The sequence below is a fragment of the Halomonas sp. 7T genome (assembly GCF_025643255.1).
Taxonomy (GTDB): domain Bacteria; phylum Pseudomonadota; class Gammaproteobacteria; order Pseudomonadales; family Halomonadaceae; genus Vreelandella.
In genome coordinates this window covers 1978478-1998991 of sequence record NZ_CP087112.1, presented here as the reverse complement: position 1 = coordinate 1998991, position 20514 = coordinate 1978478, and the positions used below count along the sequence as shown (strand labels likewise).

At 56.2% G+C, this 20514-nt stretch carries 20 protein-coding genes; 11 read left to right on the top strand and 9 right to left on the bottom strand.

What is annotated here, in order from left to right; translation table 11 throughout:
• Positions 1–165: 165 nt before the first annotated feature.
• Genes hemA through LOS15_RS09255 form a run of 5 tightly spaced genes read left to right on the top strand, consistent with a single transcriptional unit; the run spans position 166 to position 4700 of the window.
• Complete coding sequence (gene hemA, locus LOS15_RS09275; RefSeq protein ID WP_263065454.1) at positions 166–1476, top strand: glutamyl-tRNA reductase; 1311 nt, start codon at positions 166–168, stop codon at positions 1474–1476.
• The gene (gene prfA, locus LOS15_RS09270; RefSeq protein ID WP_263065452.1) at positions 1473–2561 is read left to right on the top strand and encodes a peptide chain release factor 1; all 1089 of its coding nucleotides are present in this window, start codon (positions 1473–1475) and stop codon (positions 2559–2561) included. The genes hemA and prfA overlap by 4 nt, the downstream gene beginning before the upstream one ends.
• On the top strand, positions 2561–3409 hold the full coding sequence (gene prmC / locus LOS15_RS09265; protein WP_263065450.1) for a peptide chain release factor N(5)-glutamine methyltransferase: 849 nt from the start codon (positions 2561–2563) through the stop codon (positions 3407–3409). Before prfA ends, prmC begins: the two co-directional genes overlap by 1 nt.
• Before the next feature lie 30 nt (positions 3410–3439).
• Complete coding sequence (locus LOS15_RS09260) at positions 3440–3940, top strand: Lrp/AsnC ligand binding domain-containing protein (protein WP_263065449.1); 501 nt, start codon at positions 3440–3442, stop codon at positions 3938–3940.
• Positions 3941–3944: 4 nt separating this feature from the next.
• Positions 3945–4700, top strand: a complete 756-nt coding sequence (locus LOS15_RS09255; RefSeq protein ID WP_263065448.1) for a HesA/MoeB/ThiF family protein — start codon at positions 3945–3947, stop codon at positions 4698–4700.
• Between the two features lie 121 nt (positions 4701–4821).
• Here the strand turns inward: LOS15_RS09255 and ahpF are convergent, their stop codons facing one another.
• Positions 4822–6378 carry an alkyl hydroperoxide reductase subunit F gene (gene ahpF, locus LOS15_RS09250; protein WP_263065447.1) on the bottom strand — a complete coding sequence of 519 codons (1557 nt, stop codon included), beginning with the start codon at positions 6376–6378 and terminating at the stop codon, positions 4822–4824.
• 206 nt (positions 6379–6584) lie between these two features.
• Positions 6585–7148: an alkyl hydroperoxide reductase subunit C gene (gene ahpC / locus LOS15_RS09245; protein WP_263065446.1), complete on the bottom strand. Its 564-nt coding sequence runs from the start codon at positions 7146–7148 to the stop codon at positions 6585–6587.
• A 354-nt stretch (positions 7149–7502) separates the two neighbouring features.
• Here ahpC and LOS15_RS09240 point away from each other — a divergent pair, with 354 nt between their 5' ends.
• The 4 genes from LOS15_RS09240 to LOS15_RS09225 all read left to right on the top strand — a co-directional run bounded on the left by LOS15_RS09240 (position 7503) and on the right by LOS15_RS09225 (position 11665).
• Entirely contained in the window at positions 7503–8606 is a 1104-nt protein-coding gene (locus tag LOS15_RS09240) for a polyamine ABC transporter substrate-binding protein (RefSeq protein ID WP_263065444.1), read from the top strand.
• 95 nt (positions 8607–8701) lie between these two features.
• Positions 8702–9883 carry an ABC transporter ATP-binding protein gene (locus tag LOS15_RS09235; protein WP_263065443.1) on the top strand — a complete coding sequence of 394 codons (1182 nt, stop codon included), beginning with the start codon at positions 8702–8704 and terminating at the stop codon, positions 9881–9883.
• Positions 9884–9914: 31 nt separating this feature from the next.
• Complete coding sequence (locus tag LOS15_RS09230) at positions 9915–10826, top strand: ABC transporter permease subunit (RefSeq protein WP_263065441.1); 912 nt, start codon at positions 9915–9917, stop codon at positions 10824–10826.
• Positions 10823–11665, top strand: coding sequence for an ABC transporter permease subunit (locus LOS15_RS09225; RefSeq protein WP_263065439.1), 843 nt, complete (start codon positions 10823–10825; stop codon positions 11663–11665). Before LOS15_RS09230 ends, LOS15_RS09225 begins: the two co-directional genes overlap by 4 nt.
• Before the next feature lie 45 nt (positions 11666–11710).
• Here the strand turns inward: LOS15_RS09225 and LOS15_RS09220 are convergent, their stop codons facing one another.
• Positions 11711–11920, bottom strand: coding sequence for a CPXCG motif-containing cysteine-rich protein (locus LOS15_RS09220; protein ID WP_263065437.1), 210 nt, complete (start codon positions 11918–11920; stop codon positions 11711–11713).
• A gap of 164 nt (positions 11921–12084) precedes the next feature.
• On the opposite strand from LOS15_RS09220, the gene LOS15_RS09215 reads away from it, so the two are divergent.
• Positions 12085–12498 (top strand): DUF3617 domain-containing protein, encoded by a 414-nt coding sequence (locus LOS15_RS09215; protein ID WP_263065435.1) that lies wholly within the window; start codon positions 12085–12087, stop codon positions 12496–12498.
• 70 nt (positions 12499–12568) lie between these two features.
• Here the strand turns inward: LOS15_RS09215 and LOS15_RS09210 are convergent, their stop codons facing one another.
• On the bottom strand, positions 12569–15709 hold the full coding sequence (locus LOS15_RS09210) for an efflux RND transporter permease subunit (RefSeq protein ID WP_263065434.1): 3141 nt from the start codon (positions 15707–15709) through the stop codon (positions 12569–12571).
• On the bottom strand, positions 15709–16776 hold the full coding sequence (locus tag LOS15_RS09205) for an efflux RND transporter periplasmic adaptor subunit (RefSeq protein ID WP_263065433.1): 1068 nt from the start codon (positions 16774–16776) through the stop codon (positions 15709–15711). Before LOS15_RS09205 ends, LOS15_RS09210 begins: the two co-directional genes overlap by 1 nt.
• A 169-nt stretch (positions 16777–16945) precedes the next feature.
• Between LOS15_RS09205 and LOS15_RS09200 the strand changes: the two genes are divergently transcribed.
• A complete protein-coding gene (locus LOS15_RS09200) occupies positions 16946–18130 on the top strand; it encodes an NAD(P)/FAD-dependent oxidoreductase (RefSeq protein WP_263065431.1) in 1185 nt (394 codons plus the stop codon).
• 88 nt (positions 18131–18218) lie between these two features.
• Here LOS15_RS09200 and LOS15_RS09195 read toward each other — a convergent pair whose 3' ends face one another.
• From LOS15_RS09195 to LOS15_RS09180, 4 genes are all read right to left on the bottom strand, one after another.
• Complete coding sequence (locus tag LOS15_RS09195; protein WP_263065429.1) at positions 18219–18518, bottom strand: YqjK-like family protein; 300 nt, start codon at positions 18516–18518, stop codon at positions 18219–18221.
• Positions 18493–18897: a phage holin family protein gene (locus LOS15_RS09190; RefSeq protein ID WP_263065428.1), complete on the bottom strand. Its 405-nt coding sequence runs from the start codon at positions 18895–18897 to the stop codon at positions 18493–18495. The genes LOS15_RS09195 and LOS15_RS09190 overlap by 26 nt, the downstream gene beginning before the upstream one ends.
• On the bottom strand, positions 18897–19229 hold the full coding sequence (locus tag LOS15_RS09185) for a YqjD family protein (protein ID WP_263065426.1): 333 nt from the start codon (positions 19227–19229) through the stop codon (positions 18897–18899). Before LOS15_RS09185 ends, LOS15_RS09190 begins: the two co-directional genes overlap by 1 nt.
• Before the next feature lie 75 nt (positions 19230–19304).
• On the bottom strand, positions 19305–20336 hold the full coding sequence (locus LOS15_RS09180; RefSeq protein WP_263065425.1) for a phospholipase A: 1032 nt from the start codon (positions 20334–20336) through the stop codon (positions 19305–19307).
• Between the last annotated feature and the right edge of the window lie 178 nt (positions 20337–20514).

Sequence of the window (20514 nt, the reverse complement as noted above, 5' to 3'; positions counted from 1 at the left end):
TGGTGTGGGCCAGAACATGCAGTGCTGTGATAGAATATTCTACCTTGAAAAAGAGTGGCGTTAGCGCAATTTCTTAACTGCGGCGCCTAATTGGCTTACTTAGCAAGCCCGAGACACATAGACGAGTGACGTGACGACCCATCTACTAGCAAAGACGCCTATCGAATGACGCTTCTTGCCCTGGGAATAAATCATCGTACGGCCAGTGTGGCCGTGCGCGAGCAGGTGGCTTTTACGCCGACGCAGCTGGAAAGCGCGTTGGCGGAACTGCGTAGCTTGCCACAAATCAACGAAGCAGCCGTGCTATCGACGTGCAACCGTACCGAGCTTTACTGCGTGACGGATGCCGCTGGTGAGCAGGTTGTGCTGGATTGGCTTGGGCGTTTCCATAACTTGCGTGTCGAAGATCTTTCCCGATGTGCCTACCACTATCTAGACAACGATGCTGCCCGCCATTTAATGCGTGTCGCTGTTGGTCTGGATTCTATGGTGCTGGGTGAGCCGCAAATTCTCGGGCAGTTAAAAGAGGCCTATCAGCAAGCGCGTCAAGCCAAAGGCTTGGGCGGCGAGTTGGAGCGCCTTTTTCAGCACACGTTTGCCGTCGCTAAGCAGGTGCGTACAGAAACGGGTATTGGTAAAAATCCGGTATCGGTGGCTTATGCCGCCGTCAGTATGGCTAGCCGAATTTTTGATGACTTTAGCCGTGCCCGTGCGCTGCTCATTGGCGCCGGAGAGACCATCGAGCTGGTGGCGCGCCATCTTCATGAAGCGGGCGTGCGCCAGTTAACGGTGGCAAACCGTACCCGTGAACGCGCTGAGCAGGTCTCTTCGCCGCTAGGTGGCACGGCGATTACGCTGTCTGAAATTCCCGATGCCCTTGAGTTTGCCGATATTGTCATCTCCTCTACTGCATCACCGCTGCCTATTTTGGGCAAAGGAATGGTCGAGCGAGCGCTGAAAAAGCGCCGCCATCGCCCGGTTTTCATGGTGGATATCGCCGTGCCGCGCGATATCGAACCGGAAGTGGGTGAGCTAGCGGATGTGTTTCTCTATACCGTTGATGACTTGGAAGAGGTGATCGAAGAGAACCGACGCCATCGACAAGTAGCCGCCGACCAAGCTGAATCACTGATTGAACATGGGGTTGGTCATTGGCTACACGAGCGCCGTATTCGCAAAGGCGGTGAGCTGATTCGCGACTACCGCCGTCACGGTGAGGCAATACGCGATCACTCGCGGGAACAAGCGCTTGAGCGCTTGGCGCGCGGAGAAGACCCCGCGAAAGTTATTGAGCGCATGGCACATCAATTAGCGAATCGCTTGATGCATCACCCAACGCTAGCGCTACGCGAAGCAGCCTCCCAGGAAAACCACGAATTGCTGAACGCCGTGCCGCACTTGTTGCTACCTACTAAGCCTGTCTTTGAGCAGCCTGCTCGCCCGGTAAAACGCCAGAAGGATGATACACCCGCATGAAAGAGACTTTGCGCCAACGCTTAGATAGTTTTACCGACCGCTTTGAAGAGCTGGCAATGCTGTTGTCTGATCCTGAGGTGATTAACAACCAGCAACGTTTTCGTGACTACTCCCGTGAATATGCTGAGCTGGAAGAGCTGGTGGCGACTTGGCAGCGTTATCGTGAGGTTGAAGTCAGTATTGACGAGGCGGAACAGCTCAGCCGCGATAGCGATCCGGAAATGCGTGAGCTGGCGGAGCTGGAAATCACCGAGGGGCGCGAGCAGTTGGAGGCGCTTGATAGTGAGCTCAAGCGTCTACTGATTCCGAAAGACCCAGACGACGGTCGCGGCGTGTTTTTAGAAGTGCGGGCAGGTACCGGTGGCGATGAAGCGGCTATCTTTGCGGGCGATCTTTTCCGCATGTACTCCCGCTATGCGGAAAAGCGCGGCTGGCGAGTTGAGGTGGTGAGTGCCAACCACGGTGAGCATGGGGGGTATAAAGAAGTCATCTCCCGAGTCAAAGGCGATGGCGTCTACGCACGGCTGAAATTTGAATCGGGCGCGCATCGGGTGCAGCGGGTACCGGCCACTGAGTCCCAGGGGCGCATTCACACCTCGGCCTGTACCGTCGCAGTGATGCCGGAAGTGGATGACGTGGGTGACATTGACATTAATCCGTCCGATTTGCGCGTGGATACCTACCGTTCAAGCGGGGCAGGTGGCCAGCACGTTAACACCACCGACTCCGCGATTCGCATTACCCACCTACCTTCCGGCGTGGTAGTAGAATGCCAGGAGGAGCGCAGCCAGCACAAAAACCGCGCTAAAGCGATGTCGCTGCTGGCCGCCAAGCTCAAGCGCAATGCGGTGGACTCCCAGCGCCAGGAGCAGGCCGATGCCCGCCGCTCCTTGGTAGGCTCTGGGGATCGTAGCGAGCGTATTCGTACTTATAACTTTCCTCAGGGGCGCATTACCGATCACCGCATCAACCTGACGCTTTACAAGCTGACCGAAGTGGTGAGCGGCGAACAGCTTGATGAGGTGATTGAGCCGCTGATCCACGAGTATCAGGCGGAACAGCTCTCGGCACTGCAGGACGCTTAATGACGTTCGACGCCTTGTTGAATAACGCCGCTCAGCGGCTGCAGCTGGCCGGTTCACCATCGCCTCGATTAGATGCTGAAGTGCTGATGGAATTCGCCACTGGTCACAGCCGCACATGGCTTTATACCTGGGGCGACAGGGAGTGCCCTACTTGGGAGCATGCACGTTTTGAGGCACTCATTGCCGCTCGCGCCCAGGGCCAGCCGGTGGCCTACTTAACCGGTGTAAGGGAGTTTTGGGGACTGCCGCTGGCCACGTCCCCCACCACGCTGATTCCTCGGCCCGATACTGAAACGTTAGTAGAAGCCGCCTTGGCGCGGGCGCAAACATCAACGGGCAGGCTGCTCGACTTAGGCACGGGAACAGGTGCCATCGCGCTGGCATTTGCCAGTGAAAAGCCTGGCTGGAAGGTGGTCGGGGCGGATATACGACCGGAAGCGGTGGCGCTGGCGACCCAAAATGCAGGTTCACTCAACATTACAAACGCCACTTTTCTGGTGAGCGACTGGTTTAGCGCTTTGGCGCTCCCTGCATCTGCTGCGACGTTTGACATCATTGTGAGTAACCCGCCTTATATTGCAGCTGATGACCCGCACTTAGCCCAGGGTGATGTCCGCTTTGAGCCACGTTCGGCGCTGGTAGCGGCGGCTGACGGCATGGCAGATCTGCTGCACGTGATTACAACAGCAAAAGCCTATCTCACACCCGGCGGCTGGCTGGCGCTAGAACACGGTTATCAACAGGCTCCCAGCGTGCGTCAAGCACTCAAGCAAGCGGGCTATCAAAGCGTTGAAAGCGTGCAAGACATCGGCGGCCATGAACGGGTTACCCTGGGGCATTTCAAATAACTGCCTGATTTATAAGTATTGGATCCTGCTATGAAACCTAAAAATAGAACGCTGGACCGTATCGATCTTAAAATTTTGCGCTGTCTGCAGGAAAATGCGCGCATTTCCTACGTCGATTTAGCATCTGAAGTTGGCTTATCCACAACCCCTTGCTTAGAGCGCGTTAAACGTCTGGAGCGAGCGGGGATTATTCGCGGTTATCAAGCGATTCTCGATCCGCGTGCGTTGAAGGCTAACCTATTGGTATTTGTCGAAATTAGTCTGGAAACGCAGTCGCCTGCCGTTTTTGACGAGTTCCGCCGTGCGGTAGAGACGCTCCCACAGATTCAGGAGTGCCATTTGGTCTCTGGGCAATTTGATTACATTTTGAAGTGTCGCATTCCTGAAATGGCGGCTTACCGTCAGCTGCTGGGCGATGTGGTGCTGACCCTACCCGGCGTGAAAGAGTCAAAAAGCTACGTGGTGATGGAAGAAGTGAAAGAGAGCTTCAGCCTGCACGTTCCCGACTTCGAGGAATTTGAGGATAAGTAAGCCGATGATGGATGATCAGGCGCTGCTGCGCTATAGCCGCCAAATTATGTTGCCTGAAGTGGATATTGACGGACAGGAGCGCCTGCGAAGCGCCCATGTGCTGATTATCGGCGCGGGTGGCCTGGGGTCGCCTGCAGCACTCTATTTAGCGGCAGCGGGCATTGGGCGTATTACCATTGCGGATGCAGATGAGGTGGAGCTTTCTAACCTGCAGCGGCAAATCGCTCACCAGCAGGCAAGCATCGGCGTAAACAAAGCGTGTTCAGCAAAAGCCAGTATGGAAGCGTTGAACCCTGACTGCCAGGTAGTGGCGGTGGAACAGCATGCCGTAGGCGAGCCGTTACAGGCCCTTGTAGCGTCGGCAGACGCCGTGCTGGACTGCACTGATCGTTTTTCGAGCCGCTACGCGATTAATGCTGCCGCACAGCAAGCAGGCGTACCGCTGATTTCTGGTGCGGCGATTCGCTTTTCGGGCCAGCTGGCGGTATTTGACCCCCGCGACGCAGAGAGCCCTTGTTATGCTTGCCTTTACCCCCCAGATGATAGCGATGACGAAGCCCTTAGCTGTGCTGAAAGTGGTGTCATGGCGCCCTTGGTAGGGCTAATCGGCTGCTTCCAGGCGGTTGAGGCGTTCAAGCTGCTCAGCGGCGCGGGGACACCGCATCAAGGCTTATCCACGTTCGATGGCTTGAGCGGCCAGTGGCGCCATTTTCAAGTGCCCAGAGATCCTGCTTGCCCGGTGTGTTGCGCTCGTTCATGACGCCTTCGTATAAAACCCACAGCTAAAAAAACGCCCGCTAAGCACGTTAGCGGGCGTGACGTCACGGTCTTGTACGTCAAAAGGAACGATCCAGAGGGGCATAGGCCGCCCCTCCGGCTAGTTAATTACGAATCAGATAGTCGAAAGCGCCTAGCGAGGCTTTAGCACCTTCACCCATGGCAATAATGATCTGTTTGTAGGGTACGGTGGTGACATCGCCTGCGGCAAACACGCCGGGCACTGAGGTCATGCCGTGGGCATCGACAATGATCTCGCCACGGGGCGACATTTCAATCGGCGAGCCTTTCAGCCACTCGGTGTTGGGCACCAGGCCAATCTGCACAAAGATGCCTTCCAACGCGATGTTTTTAATCTCATCGGTGTTGCGGTCTTTGTAGGTCAGGCCGTTAACGCGGCTGCCGTCGCCGGTCACTTCCGTGGTTTGGGCATTCAGCACAATGTCGACGTTGGGCAGGCTTTTCAGCTTCTTCTGCAGCACCGCGTCGGCGCGCATTTCACCCATGAACTCAACCAGCGTGACGTGGCCGACAATGCCCGCCAGGTCGATAGCCGCTTCAACGCCGGAGTTGCCGCCACCAATCACCGCAACGCGCTTGCCTTTAAACAGCGGGCCATCGCAGTGGGGGCAGTAGGCAACGCCCTTGTTGCGGTACTGCTGCTCGCCGGGCACGTTCATCTCACGCCAGCGGGCACCGGTGGCCAGTACCAGGGTTTTGCTCTTCAGCTTCGCGCCAGACTCAAACGTGACTTCATGCAGGCCGCCTTCGGCTTCCGCTGCCTTGAACGTTGTGGCGCGCTGCAGGTTCATCACGTCGACTTCGTACTCTTTGACGTGCTCTTCAAGGGCGCTGACAAGCTTGGGGCCTTCGGTATGAGACACGGAGATAAAGTTCTCGATGCCCATGGTGTCGGCTACCTGGCCGCCAAAGCGCTCGGCGGCAACGCCGGTGTTGATGCCTTTACGGGCAGAGTAGATAGCGGCTGAAGCGCCTGCCGGGCCGCCGCCAATCACCAGCGTATCGAAGGCGGCTTTTTCGCTCAGCTTCTTCGCTTCGCGCTCGGCAGCGCCTGTATCCACTTTGGCCAGAATCTGCTCAAGGGTCATACGGCCTTGATCAAACGGCTTGCCGTTAAGGTAGATGCTGGGCACCGACATAATTTCGCGCGATTCAACTTCATCCTGGAACAGCGCGCCGTCGATGGCCACGTGGCGCACGTTGGGGTTGAAGATCGCCATCAGGTTTAGCGCCTGCACGACATCTGGGCAGTTCTGGCAGGAGAGCGAGTAGTAGGTCTCAAACTGCATCTCGCCGTCGAGGTCTTTAATTTGATCCAGCAGCTCTTGAGAGGTCTTGGGCGGATGGCCACCCACTTGCAGCAGCGCCAGTACCAGCGAGGTGAACTCGTGGCCCATGGGGATGCCTGCAAACACCACGCCGGTCTCTTCGCCGGGGCGGTTAATCGCAAACGACGGGGTGCGGCTGTCTTGCCCGTCGCTATGCAGAGTAATTTTATCGGTGAGGCTGCTGATATCTTCCAGCAGGCCCAGCAATTCCCGTGACTTGGCACCGTCATCGAGGGACGCAACGATCTCGAACGGTTGAGTCACTTTTTCCAGGTAAGCTTTCAACTGATTTTTTAAATTGGCGTCCAGCATGACAGTGGCTTCCTCGCAGTCAGCAGTAGATAGTTCTCAACCTAAAATGCTGCCGTCAATCGATAGATAAACAGCTAGGCGCTAGGGAAAACGGTAACAATGACATCGGTGTTTAAACGAAACACCCGGGCAAAAGCCCGGGTGTCAGGCTGTCTAATGGGTTAAATCAACAGCGATTTAACTCAAGCGCGACAGCGGTAGGCGGTTTAAATTTTGCCTACGAGATCCAGAGACGGGGCAAGGGTCTCTTCGCCTTCTTTCCACTTAGCCGGGCACACTTCGTTCGGATTTTCACGAACGTACTGAGCAGCCTTTACTTTACGCAGCAGTTCTTCAGCATTACGGCCGATGTTGCCTGCGTTGATTTCAACGATCTGGATTTTGCCATCCGGATCAACAACGAACGTGCCGCGCTCAGCCAAACCGGCTTCTTCGATCAGAACTTCGAAGTTGCGAGAAATTTGCAGAGTCGGGTCAGCAATCATCGGGTACTGCAGTTTACCGATGGTTTCAGAGCTGTCGTGCCACGCTTTGTGCGTGAAGTGGGTGTCGGTAGATACGCTGTAGATTTCAACACCCAGCTTTTTAAATTCAGCGTAGTTGTCGGCCAGGTCGCCAAGTTCGGTCGGGCAGACAAAGGTAAAGTCAGCCGGGTAGAAGAAGAAAATAGACCACTGACCTTTCATATCTGCTTCAGTAACGTCGATAAATTCGCCGTTCAAGTAAGCAGTCGCTTTAAACGGTTTTACTTCAGTGTTGATCAAAGACATTTATAACATCTCCATAAAAGGTGAATGGCAGTGGAAAGATTTACAACAGATGGTATCAAGGTACGACTAATAGCTAAAATTGAAAAAATGAATCTTTCCAATAGGGCATTACTATCGCCGGGTTTTGCCATCTGTCGCGAAACCTGAAGTGGGGGCACTCTATGCCTAATACAAGAATTTTTAAGTTACTCTTGCGGTAGACGTCACTGCACCGCAAAATTCGCACGGCTGCGATAATCGCCTACGCTGTTTTCAGCTGGACGGGATTGGCACACTGAGTCATCCGTTAGCAGGCAGCCGTATAGTGAACGTGGGCTGTGGGTGATGTGGACTTTACATTTAAGGAGCAGGTAAATGGGGAACATCCAAAAACTTTCAGGGGCCGTTACGGCCATCTCTTTTGCCGTAGCGGCCGCTGCTGCCCACGCTGATGAAGTGCGGGTATATAACTGGTCAGACTATATTGCTCCGGAAACGCTGGAGAAGTTTACCGAGCGCACCGGTATAGAAGTGACCTATGATGTTTATGATAGCAACGAAATTCTTGACGCAGCGCTGCTGTCCGGCCGTTCTGGCTACGACGTAGTGGTGCCCTCTACCTATTACTTTACCCGCCAATTAAGGGCAGGCGTGTTTCAGGCGCTGGATCATGAGCTGCTGCCTAATCTGGATAACCTTAACCCGGAGCTGATGGCTAATCTTGAAACCATCGATCAGGGTAGCGAGTACTCGGTTCCCTATATGTGGGGCACCAACGGCATTGGCTATAACGTTGAGCGCGTGACCGAAATTCTTGGTGACGACGCACCGTTAAATAGCTGGGCGCTGCTGTTTGACCCAGAGATTACCACCCAGCTGAGTGAAGCGGGCTGCGGCCTGGCGATGCTCGATTCTGGCGACGAAATGCTGTCGCCCGCCATGGTGTATCTCGGTTTGAACCCTCTTGATGAGAGCGTTGAAGATATCGAAGCCGCCGGTGAACTGATTGCCAGCGTGCGCGATAACATTACCTACTTCCACTCTTCGCGCTATGTTTCTGATCTCGCCAATGGTGATATTTGTGTCGCCGCAGGTTACTCAGGCGATATCTTCCAGGCCGCTGCGCGTGCCGAGGAAGCGGGCCGCGACTTCACCATTGGGTACAGCATCCCAAAAGAGGGCGCAGCACTTTGGTTTGATATGATGGCGGTGCCGGCGGATGCCCCGAACCCCGAAAACGCTCACGCGTTCATCAACTTCATCCTCGACCCTGAAATTGCCGCTGAAATCAGCGAATACGTGCGTTACGCTAATCCGAACCTGGCGGCAAACGAATACCTTTCCGATGAGCTGCTCAATGACCCGGCGATCTACCCAGAGACCGAGGTGATGCAGAACCTGTATGTCCAAGTGGAAAAGCCCCAGGATATTCTGCGTGCCCGTACGCGTACCTGGAACCGCGTCAAATCTGGACGTTAATACCAATCATCGTCTGACGGCGAGCCGGGCTGATGCCCGGCTCGCTGTTTGTCTTTTATCGCCCGAATAATCGGGCCTTTTGATGGGAGTGGCGAATGGTCACTACGCCCCTGTCGAACGATGCTTCCTCCTCTTCGTCTGCAGCTATCCCGCCGGCACGTGCCCAGGGGAAGGCGCCTCGATTTGCTGAGGATATCGTTTTAGAGGTTAAGCGTTTAAGCAAGCGTTTTGATGATGCGCTTGCCGTGGATGACGTGAATTTACAGGTAAAGCGCGGGGAGATTTTTGCCTTGCTCGGCGGCTCTGGCTCGGGCAAATCGACGCTGCTGCGCATGCTGGCCGGGTTCGAGACGCCCAGCGAAGGGCGCATATTGCTAAGTGGCGAAAACATCACCGAAATGCCGCCGCATAAACGCCCCATCAACATGATGTTCCAGTCATATGCGCTTTTTCCGCATATGACCGTGGCCCAGAACATTGCCTTCGGCTTGAAGCAGGACAAGCTGCCGAAAGCTGAAATCGACGCGCGGGTTGCCCAGATGCTCAAGCTAGTGCACATGGAGCGCTTCGCCAAACGTAAACCCCACCAGCTCTCCGGCGGTCAGCGCCAGCGTGTGGCCTTGGCGCGCTCGCTCGCTAAGCGGCCCAAGCTGTTATTGCTGGATGAGCCCATGGGCGCGCTGGATAAAAAGCTGCGCACCGAAATGCAGCTGGAAGTGGTCGAGATCATCGAGCAGGTAGGCGTAACCTGCATCATGGTGACTCACGATCAGGAAGAGGCCATGACCATGGCGGATCGCGTGGCGATCATGGCCGATGGCTGGATTGAGCAGGTGGGCTCGCCAGTCGATATCTACGAAAGCCCTGCCAGCCGCATGGTGGCCGAATTTGTGGGCACGGTGAACCTGTTTGAAGGCGAAATCATCGAAGATGCCGCCGACCACTGCCGTATTGAATCACCGGCGCTGTCGCGGCCGATCTACATCGACCACGGTATCACCACCCAAGCGGTCGACCGCCGCGTGTGGGCGGCACTGCGCCCTGAAAAGATCTGGCTTACCCGCGAACAGCCGACGTCTGAATATAACTGGGAAGCGGGTAAGGTCGATGATATCGCCTACTTGGGCGGCTATTCGCTTTACTACGTGCGCACTGCCTCAGGAAAAATGATCAAGGTGAGCATGGCCAACACCGAGCGTCGCGGCGACCGCCCCACCTGGGAGGATAGCGTGTACGTTTATTGGGAAGACCATAGCGCTATCGTGCTGAACCGCTAATGCCCGGGGGGCTGAAAGGAGATTGCCTATTATGATGCCATCTCGCATTGCAGGCGTGATCAAGCGGATGCAGCTAGGCCGACGCGCCGTGATTGCGTTTCCGCTGGTATGGCTCACGCTGTTTTTCCTGCTCCCATTTGCGCTGGTGCTAAAAATCAGCCTGTCGGAGTCAGTGATCGCCATACCGCCCTATGGGCCACTGGTCGAGTACGCCGACCAAACGTTGAACATCTTTTTGAATCTGGGCAACTATTTGTTTCTGTTGTCCGATTCACTCTATGTCGCGGCGTACTGGGGGTCGATTAAAACGGCGTTTGTCGCAACGGCAGTGTGTTTGCTGATTGGCTATCCGATGGCGTATGCCATGGCCCGTGCACCGGGGCGCTGGCAGCTGATTTTACTGCTGTTAGTTATGCTGCCTTCGTGGACGTCGTTTCTGATTCGGGTATACGCCTGGATGGGGATTCTCAGCAATAGCGGTCTGATCAATAACCTGCTGATGGGGCTGGGCGTTATCGACTCACCGCTGCGGATGATGAATACCCAGTTCTCGGTCATTGTGGGGATCGTCTACGCCTACCTGCCGTTTATGGTGCTGCCGCTGTATGCCCATCTGACGCGGTTGGATAATTCGCTTTTAGAGGCGGCATCGGATCTCGGGTCACGCAAGCTCAATACATTCTTGAAAGTCACGCTGCCGCTCTCCATGGGGGGCATCATCGCAGGTTCGATGCTGGTGTTTATTCCGGCGGTCGGGGAGTTCGTGATTCCTGAGCTGCTGGGCGGCCCCGATACCTTGATGATTGGTAAAGTGCTGTGGGAAGAGTTTTTCCTCAACCGCGATTGGCCCGTGGCTTCGGCGCTTGCCATGGTGATGTTGCTGCTGTTGCTTGTCCCCATTGTGTGGTTCCACCGCTACCAGTCACGGGAGCTTGAAGAATGATGAGATCGCGTCGACGCCCAAGTTTTACCACCGTGATGCTGGTGTTGGGGCTTCTGTTTCTGTACCTGCCCATGGTGGTGCTGGTGGTGTATTCGTTCAACGAATCTCGACTGGTAACGGTATGGGCCGGGTTCTCCACCCAATGGTACGGCGAGCTGTTCCGTGACCAGCAGATTCTGTCGGCGGTATGGACCAGCCTGGAGATTGCTTTCTTTGCCGCGAGTATGGCGGTATGCCTGGGGACGGTCGCTGCCTTTGTTATGACGCGCTACGGTCATTTTCGCGGCAAAACGGCGCTCTCGAGCATGGTGACGGCACCGCTGGTTATGCCGGAAGTGATCACCGGCCTTTCGCTGCTGCTGCTGTTCGTGCAAATGGCGCAGCTGATTGGCTGGCCCGCCGACCGCGGCATGGCCACCATTTGGATTGCCCACACCACGTTCTGTAGCGCCTACGTGGCGGTGGTAGTCGCCGCGCGTTTGCGTGAAGTGGATCGCTCCATTGAGGAAGCGGCGATGGATTTAGGCTCACCGCCGGTCAAGACCTTCTTCTTTGTGACGCTGCCAGTGATCGCGCCTGCGTTGGCTGCCGGTTGGCTGCTGGCGTTTACGCTATCGCTGGATGACTTGGTGATCGCCAGCTTTGTCTCTGGACCAGGCGCCAACACGCTGCCAATGGTGGTGTTCTCATCGGTACGTATGGGGGTATCGCCTAAGATCAACGCGCTGGCGACGCTGATCATTTTGACGGTGTCGTTAGCCACGTTGCTGGCGTGGTACTTCATGCGCCGTAGCGAGGCGAAGCGCCAGGCGGCGATGCAGCAAGGCGAGGGTGCTTAAGCGTTGAGCTTGTGCTCATAGGGCTTATGCTGATAGTGCTTTTGCTTAGAGTACGTCGTCATCACGCCCGGTGGTGACGGCGTCTAGCTCACCGGTTATCGGCGACACAATGACCTGAAGCTGAATGGGCGCGCAGCACTGGTGGCAATCTTCCCAAGTGTCGTGGCTGCCTTGGGAGGTGTCGATCACAAAGGTGAGCGGCGTGTCACAGTAAGGACAGTGAAAGTCGTGATTAACTAAGGCGTCGTCTTGCATGATGTTTGCTCTTTTAAGCGTGACACTTGGTGTCATGATAAGCATGATGGTTTGCTAGTGTAGCAGTGCTATTTGTAAGCAGGCACCTGATAAGCGAATCAGGTAGGATATTGGCGGGTTTTCCCGAATCACCTAGCGAGATAACAGCGATGATGAAACGATACATGGCAGTTGCGGCCCTAGCGGCCTTCCCGATGGTCGCCCAGGCAGATACACCCAACGTAACGCCCGGCGAGTGGGAATTCGTCAGCGTAACCAGCGTCAGCGGCGATATGCAGATTCCCGATCAAACGGAAACCGAGCGCCAGTGCATTACCCAGGAAGAGTTGGATGGCGCTGAGTTTGGCTTTATTGAAGAGGAAGAGGGCTGCGAACTGCTTGACCAGGATATGAGTGCTGATGGCCTCTCCTACAGCATGGTATGCCGCGCTGAAGGCGGCGAAGCCACCATCGACGGCGAAATGCGCTTTATGGGTGAGCAGATCGAAGGCACCGTGGATATTTTTACCCAGTCGCCCATGGGTGAGCTGACCATGAATACCGCGATTGAAGGCGAGCGTATCGGCGACTGCGAATAAGTATAGCCTGTTGGATGTTGAAATAATAAGGGCGCCTCTTGGGCGCCCTTGGCGTTCTCTGATGGCTAACTTATCGCTCTGGCGACTCCAGCGGCGTGTGTTGAGCCGTAGGCGCGTTGGCGATCTCCTCTTCGAGCTGGCGCTTCACCGCCCCAGGTGAACCGGAATAGCGGGCCAGCAGGTCGTAGGCGACCGGTACCACAAACAGTGTAAACAGCGTTGCTGCACCCACCCCGGCTATAATGACCGTGCCAATCACCAACCGCGATTCCGCCCCTGGCCCGCTGGAGATGATCAGTGGAATGGCACCGGCCATAGTAGTTACGGCGGTCATCAAAATAGGCCGCAGACGGGTGACTGATGCCTCGATCAGCGCCGAACGAAACGCTTGGCCTTCATCGCGCAGTTGGTTGGCGAACTCGACGATTAAAATACCGTTTTTCGCCGCTAAACCAATCAGTAGTACTAAACCTACCTGGCTGTAGATATTCAGCGACTGGCCGCTGAGCAGCAGCGCGAGCAGCGCACCGCTCATCGCCAGTGGCACCGTGAGCATAATCACAAACGGGTGAATCAGGCTTTCAAACTGCGCCGCGAGTACCAAGAAGACGACCACCGCGCCAAGAATCAGCAGGAACATGGTAGCGCCGCTTGCCTCCTGGAAATCTCGGGATGGCCCCGCCACGTTGGTTTGTACCTCTTCCGGTAGAATAGTATCAGCGGTGTCTTGAAGGTAGGCCAGCGCTTCGCCTAGCGGGTAGCCATCGGCGAGGTTAGCTTCAATGGTAATCGCGCGTATGCGGTCAAAACGGTTCAGCGTGCTGGCACCGGCAAAATCAGACAGCGTCACCAGGCTTGCCAGCGGGATGAGTTCGCCGGTGCGCGCCGAGCGTACCTGGATATTATCCAGCGCGCGCGGGCTGTTTTGGCGGCTGCGGTCACCCTCTACAATAACATCGTACTCTTCACCGTTATCCACATAGCGGGTGACGTTACGGCCTCCCAGCAGCACTTCCAGCGTGCGACCTATCTCCGTCACGGTAACCCCTAAGGAGGCGGCGCGCTCATAATCGATATCGACGCGCAGCTGGGGCTGGGTTTCGTCGTAATTGCTTTCGATGGCCGTTAGGCGTGGGTTGTTTTCCCGCACATGGTTGATGAGCTGGTCGCGCCAGCGGGCGAGATCTTCATAAGTACCGCCTCCCAACACAAATTGCACCGGTTTTTGGGTACGCTGCCCGAACCCCTGGCGCATCACCGGAAAGGCCTGAACGCCAGGCAGCGAGCGGAGCTGCTGGCGCACATCGGCCATGATCTCCCAAGCGCTGCGGCGGCTGCCCCAGTCCGCCATATTGACGATGATGAACCCACTGTTGAAGTTTTCGATATTGCCAAAGCCGCGCGGGGCGCGCACCACGACGCGCTCAAGCTCACCGCTCTCTACAAAGGGCGTGAGCCGCGCTTCGATCTCATCCATGTAGTCCATCATGTAGTCAAAGGTAGCGCCCTCAGGCCCGTTGACCAGCACGATGAAGTTGCCGCGATCTTCCTGCGGGGTGTATTCGTTGGGTAGTGCCGAGGCGAGCCACGCCGTCCCGGCAATCAGTAAAGCAAACAGCGCCACCACCAGCCACTTGGCCGCCAGCACGACTTCAAGTGCTCGCTGGTAGCGGCGTTTGGTGCCGTCCAACAGCCACTGCACACTTTGGCCAATACGGCTGTCGTGCATGCCGGGCTTGAGAATTTTAGACGCCATCATCGGCGTTAGGGTTAGTGCGAGCAGGGTAGAGACAATCACTGCCGCCGCCATGGTGAGGGCGAATTCAGAGAATAGCCGGCCAATATCGCCCTGTAGCATGCTCAGCGGCAGAAATACCGCAACCAAAACGAGGGTGGTGGCAATCACCGCAAAGGCAATCTGCCGCGTGCCGCGAAAGGCTGCTACGAGCGGCGTCTCGCCATAGTCGTGCATGCGGCGGTTGATGTTTTCGAGCACCACAATGGCGTCGTCCACGATCAGCCCGATGGCCAGCACCAGTGCGAGCAGCGTGAGCAGGTTGATGGAGAAATTCATCACCGCTAACGCCGTAAAGGCGCCAATCACGGCAATGGGTACCGTCACCGCAGGCACAAGGGTGGTGCGAAGGTTGCCCAGGAACAGGAAAATGACCACGACCACGAGCCCCATGGCGATAAACAGCGTCATCACGACCTGTTCAATGGCACCCGATACGAACACCGAGGCATCATAATTCAGGGCAAGCGACATGCCGTCCGGCAGGGTGCCTTGAAGTCGCTCAAGCTCTTGCTTCACCGCATCAGAAAGCTCGATCACGTTGGCGGTGGACTGCATGATCATGCCAAGCCCCACCATGGGTACACCGTTGGCACGGAACTCCGAGCGGTTCTCCACCGAGCCTACTTCCACGCGCGCCACGTCAGAGAGGCGGACTAGGTAACCGTTGCTGCTTTGGGACAGGGCTAAGCGCTGAAAGTCATCGGCGGTGGTGAAGCTGCGCGGTAGGCGGACAATGAACTGGCGGTCGTCGGACTCAATCGAGCCTGCCGGCAGCTCAACGTTTTCGGTGCGCAGGGCGTCTTCGACATCGCCCACGGTGAGACCGCGGGCGGCCAAGGCGTTACGGTCCAGCCAGATGCGCATGGCGTAATCCTGGCCGCCGCCCACGCGAACCCGGGCAACACCTGGCTGAACAGAGAGGCTATCGACGAGAAAGCGGTTAGCGTAATCGGTGAGCTCAGCAATCGAGTAGTCTGCCCCCGATAAGCTTAACCACATGACGATCTCTTCACTGCTATCGGCTTTGGTGACTTCGGGGTTGTCTGCGTCGTCTGGCAAGTTGCGCAGCGCGCCTGAAATGCGGTCGCGGATATCGTTGGCAGCAGCGTCGATATCCATAGTGATGGCAAACTCGATCTCAATCTGCGAGCGGCCATCTTCGCTTTGCGAGGTGATCAGCTCAATGCCTTCCACCCCTGCAATGCGGTCTTCCAACACTTGGGTAATGCGTGTTTCTACTACGCTGGCGGAGGCGCCGGGGTAGCGGGTATCAATACTGACGATGGGCGGGTCGACCGTGGGGTACTCTTGCAGCGGCAAGCGGTTAAGGGCCAGCAGGCCAAAGGCGATGATCAGCGCCGCGATGACCATGGCGAGCACGGGCCGCTGAACGGAAATATCGGATAAGCGCATTAGCGGTCAGCCTCCAGCAGCGAGCGAATGTCCGTGCTGTCATCCGCAATGCCTAGTAGGCGTACTGCCTGACCCTCACGGGCCAGCTGGAGGCCATGGATCACCACCACGTCGCCTTCATGGATACCCTCAAGCACTTCCACCTCGCCACGGCGTCGCTCGCCAATGGTGACCTCTTGGCGCTCCAAGCGCGGGGTGTCCTCCTGCTGTTGAATGAGCATCACAAAGTGGCGGTTGCCGCTGGGTTGAATCGCGGCTTCGGGAAGTACGAGCGTCTCGCGCACGCGCTGCTGCACGATCACTTCCATTAGCATGCCGGGCCGCAGCTTTACGTCTGGGTTCGCCAGTTCGGCGCGCACGCTCACGCTGCGGGAAACGGGGTCGATGCGAGTGCCAATGCTGGAAATCTCGCCGCGAAATATCTCCTCCGGGTACGCCGCCGTGGTGGCGCTTAGGCTGAGTCCGGCAGACAGGCGGCCTAAAAACACGTCGGGCACGGTGAAGTCGAGCTTCATGATATCGAGCTTGTCGAGTGTGACTAGCTCCATGCCTGGGGTGACAAGCGTACCTATACTCACGTTACGAAAGCCCACCCGGCCGCTAAACGGGGCATGTAAACGGTAATTTTCAAGCCGCGCTTCCAGCGCTTGGGCATCCGCCTGTGCTTGACGCAGCCGGGATTGCGTATCTTCAACGTCGGCTCTTGCCGCTAGGTTGCGCTGCTGTAATTGCGAGGCGCGGCCCGAGGCATTGCGGCGCTCATCGGTAATCGCCTGGGCGGCTCTCAGCAGCGCCTGCTCTTCGGCATCTTCAAGGCGGATCAGTAAACGGCCACGCTCGACCTGTTCACCATCCTCGAAGTTGATCTCGGCGATGGTGTCGGTCACCGTGGCGGAGAGCGTCACGCTCTCATCGGCGCTTAGCGTACCTAGTGCTTCTAGTGGGTCGGACCAGGTCTGCGACGTGACCTCATAACCGATCACCGGCGGCTGGGATTGGGCACTGGCTGCCGCGGCCCATCCAAGCAGTAACAAGAAGCACCAAACAGGGCGTTTTACAGCAATCATAGGTATCTCTGTGTTATTAAATAGGCGTCGCCGTGTTTCGTACACAGCGGTGTTGAGTAAGTGGGTGATTATCTTATGCATCTCTTGTACATGAGTTTTTAAAATGTACAGTAGTTTGGCGCTGCTTACCTGTTAAAATGCCCAACTTTTCATCTTGGGAGCCTCAGTTATGGTCTACGACGTCGTGGTCATTGGCGCGGGTGCCGCTGGTTTAATGTGCGCGGCACAGGCTGGCTATGCCGGGCGACGCGTCCTAGTGGTCGACCATGCAAACAAAGCAGGTAAGAAAATCCTAATGTCTGGGGGAGGCCGCTGTAACTTTACCAATCTTGATACAGCGCCTGGACACTTTTACTCTGAAAATCCTTATTTTTGCATTTCTGCATTAAAACGTTACCGCCCAGAACATTTTGTATCGCTGGTGGAGACCCACGGCGTTGAGTATGTGGAGAAAGCCCCTGGACAGCTCTTTTGCGCAGATTCCGCCAAAGAGATCGTACGCGTTCTACTCACCGAGTGTGAATGGGCGGGGGCAGAAGTGGCGCTGAGCACATCCATTTCGCGGCTGGAGCGGCAGGGTGAGGGGATGCGGTTAACCACGTCCCTGGGCACAATTGATGCAGGTGTGGTGGTCGTGGCGACCGGAGGGCTTTCCATTCCCACCATGGGGGCCACAGGGTTTGGTTACGATATTGCCCGCCAGTTTGGCTTAGAGGTGCTGCCTACCCGCCCAGGCTTGGTGCCGTTTACTCTGAGCGATAGCTGGAAAGAGCGGGCCGCCGGGCTTTCTGGGGTGAGCGTGCCTACAGCGGTGAGCTGCAAAGAGAAGCGCTTTGTCGAGCCAATGCTGTTTACCCATCGGGGGCTATCGGGGCCTTCCATGCTGCAGATTTCCAGCGTTTGGGAGCCGGGCAGCGCCATCTCCATCGATCTCTTGCCGGGCGAAGACGCAGCTGGCGCGTTGCGTCATGCGCGCCAGGAAACTCCCAAGCGGCTGCTCTCGACCTGGCTGGGCGAGCGTTTCCCCAAGCGCTTTGCCCAGGCGCTGCTGGAATGGTACCCCGATGCGCACGTGACTAGCCCGTTGGCGCAGTTCAGCAACGATGCGCTCGATTCCTGGGCCCAGCGGCTCAACCAGTGGCAGCTAAAACCGGCGGGCACGGAAGGTTGGCGTACAGCAGAAGTGACCATGGGGGGAGTGAGTACTGACGCTATTTCATCGAAGACCTTCGAGGTAAAAGACTTGCCACAGCTGCGCTTCATTGGAGAAGTGCTGGATGTCACGGGGCAGCTCGGTGGCTATAACTTTCAGTGGGCGTGGGCCAGCGGCGTGGCCTGTGGCCAGGCGTGCTAACCGTTATTAACGCGCATTAAAAACGCCGTTGCGATTAGCCGCAACGGCGTTTTAATGGGCACTATAGATAACACCTTACATCAGGCGATTAAGACGCTACTTTCGCCAGAAGCTTCAATTTCCGAAACAGCATGTAGCCTGCAAGCGCTTTTCGGCCAACGGCCATGGCACCGCCAGGATGGCGTGCTATGCGTAGCGCAACAATACCGCCAATGGCATAGAGCGGCAGTTTGAGGCTTCGCCAGTTGCTGTCTAGCGGTGATGAAGCCCGTTTCAGCGTGTCGCTATCCACTAAAATATCGATGCGCTGTTGCTCTAGTTCAGCCAGCAATGCAGCTTTACGCGCTGCTCGGCTAGGTGGCTTAACGGCGCTGTTGTGACGCGTCATCCTCATTCACCTCCAGCAAGGCGCGGTCGGCGGCGAGCTGCTTTAACGTCTCTTTAAGCAGCGTGTGACGTTTAGCTTGGCGTAGCGCAATGGCGGCCAGCAGAAGGCTTAGCGCAATTAATACCCCGGCGCTTACGCTAATCGCGGTAAGCCGGTACGTATCCCAAAAAAGCACAACTACCAGCGCTGTCAGCGTGGCAACCCCTAGCAGCAGCAGCAGCAGGCTAGCACCCGCCAGTAGCAATAAAACCAGTAAACGAGCGCGCTCCTCTTCTAACTCTAGAACCGCCAAACGCAGGCGAGTTTCACTGTTCGCAACCAGTGTTTTCAGCAGGCGTTTGGCGGCAGAAAAGACGCGTTGGGTGGGACCCAAAGCCATTAGCGACGTCCGAGCAGCATACCAACAACAAGGCCAGCGGCGGCGCCGATGCCAATGCTTGTCCAGGGGTTTTCACGAACGTAACGGTCGCAGCAGTCAACCTGCTCGGAAAGCGTTTCACGGGTATCTTCGTAAAGGCGTTCGCCGCGTGCTTCCAGGCGAGCTCGGGTATCCTTCAAACGTCGTTCGGCGCGCTCACGCAAGTCACGCATTTCTCCGCTGGCGTCTTTGGAGGTTGCATTCATCAGCTCTTCGACGGTTTCGCTGAGATGGCGCAGATCTTCTTTCAGCTGGTCAGCGCGTGCGGAGGTATCTGTATTACGTTTTGCCATGATGTCTTCCTTTGACGAGTAAATGAGTGACGACTTCAGCATAGCAGTCGTCGCCGTATAGACAAACTTGTTGGCTTAACGGTTTAGCCCGGTGGCGCTGAACAGAGGGTTAAGACTGAAACCGAGGCTTAGGCGATGTACACGATGGTTGTAGTCAATCATGCTTTCTCCGTAGCCGTAGTAGTACTGCACATGGGCACGTACGCCGTTAAACGCGGGCCAGCTGTAATCAACCTGCGTGCCGTAGTTGCCAGCACTTGGGTTGCCCCGCACCAAGCCTTCTATTTCATGGTTATTATTCAGCCGTTTCGCCAATCGGATATCGCCATAGCCTAGAAACCGCTGAATATCAGGATTGTCGTCGCTGCTGTCGGATTCAGGAACGCGCCAATACGGTGCTAATGTTAGTGCCCAGTCACCGCGCTGAAAGGTGTTTTCCATATAAACCCTGTTCCAGCTGCGGGAGAGTGGAGCTGAGCGGCCGTTCGATTGGTGATTAAAAGCAAGCCGGTTGCGCGTATTTACCCAGCCTAAGGCGCTCCAGGCATTGTCAAAATCAATAAAGAGTTCAGGTTCATAGTTGGTCTCCCGGAAAGGGGAGGAGGCATCGGTATTGTACGCTTGCCACCAGCTACGCTGAGTGTAGCCAAAATAAATATCGCCAACATCGCCGAAAAGATCCTGAACTAAGTTAAATTTAGCGCTGAACTGAAACTTTACCTCTGCGCTATCTGGGGAGCTATCTTCGGTGACATTGCGAAAATTTTCGGCATTTTGATTCGTGTTGTAGCTTACCGGGAATAAGTAATTTGTTCGGTGAGTCGTAATGGAGAAAGGGTTGCGGGAGGATTCCTGCTCCAATTGACGGCGAGTGCTAAGATCCTCAAGTGCTACCTCTTCAGGTAGCCGTTCCACCGGTAGCCCCATGTCCGCCTCTTCGGGAGCATCAAGTTGCTGCAGCTGTTGGCGGAGCTGATAAAGCTCAGTATTTAACGCGCGAATACGCGCTTCAACATCCTCACGGGTTTCCGCCAGCGCACTATTGGTGAATGCTTGTGCGCCTAAGAGTGCCATAAAGCCGGTACATAACAGTTTTCGGATGACCATCAACGTGGCTCGCAAATAGAAAAGGAACGGTTATCAGGCTTGTTTCTATACAGGCTGCGGGTGTAAGTCAACTACTCTAGATTGCGCTAGGGATAAGAACGCCTGACAATGGCGCTGTTTCCCGTAGTCACGGGTTTTTAGTGTCGGTGAGGCTGATAAGCGTGGTGAAATTCGCTGT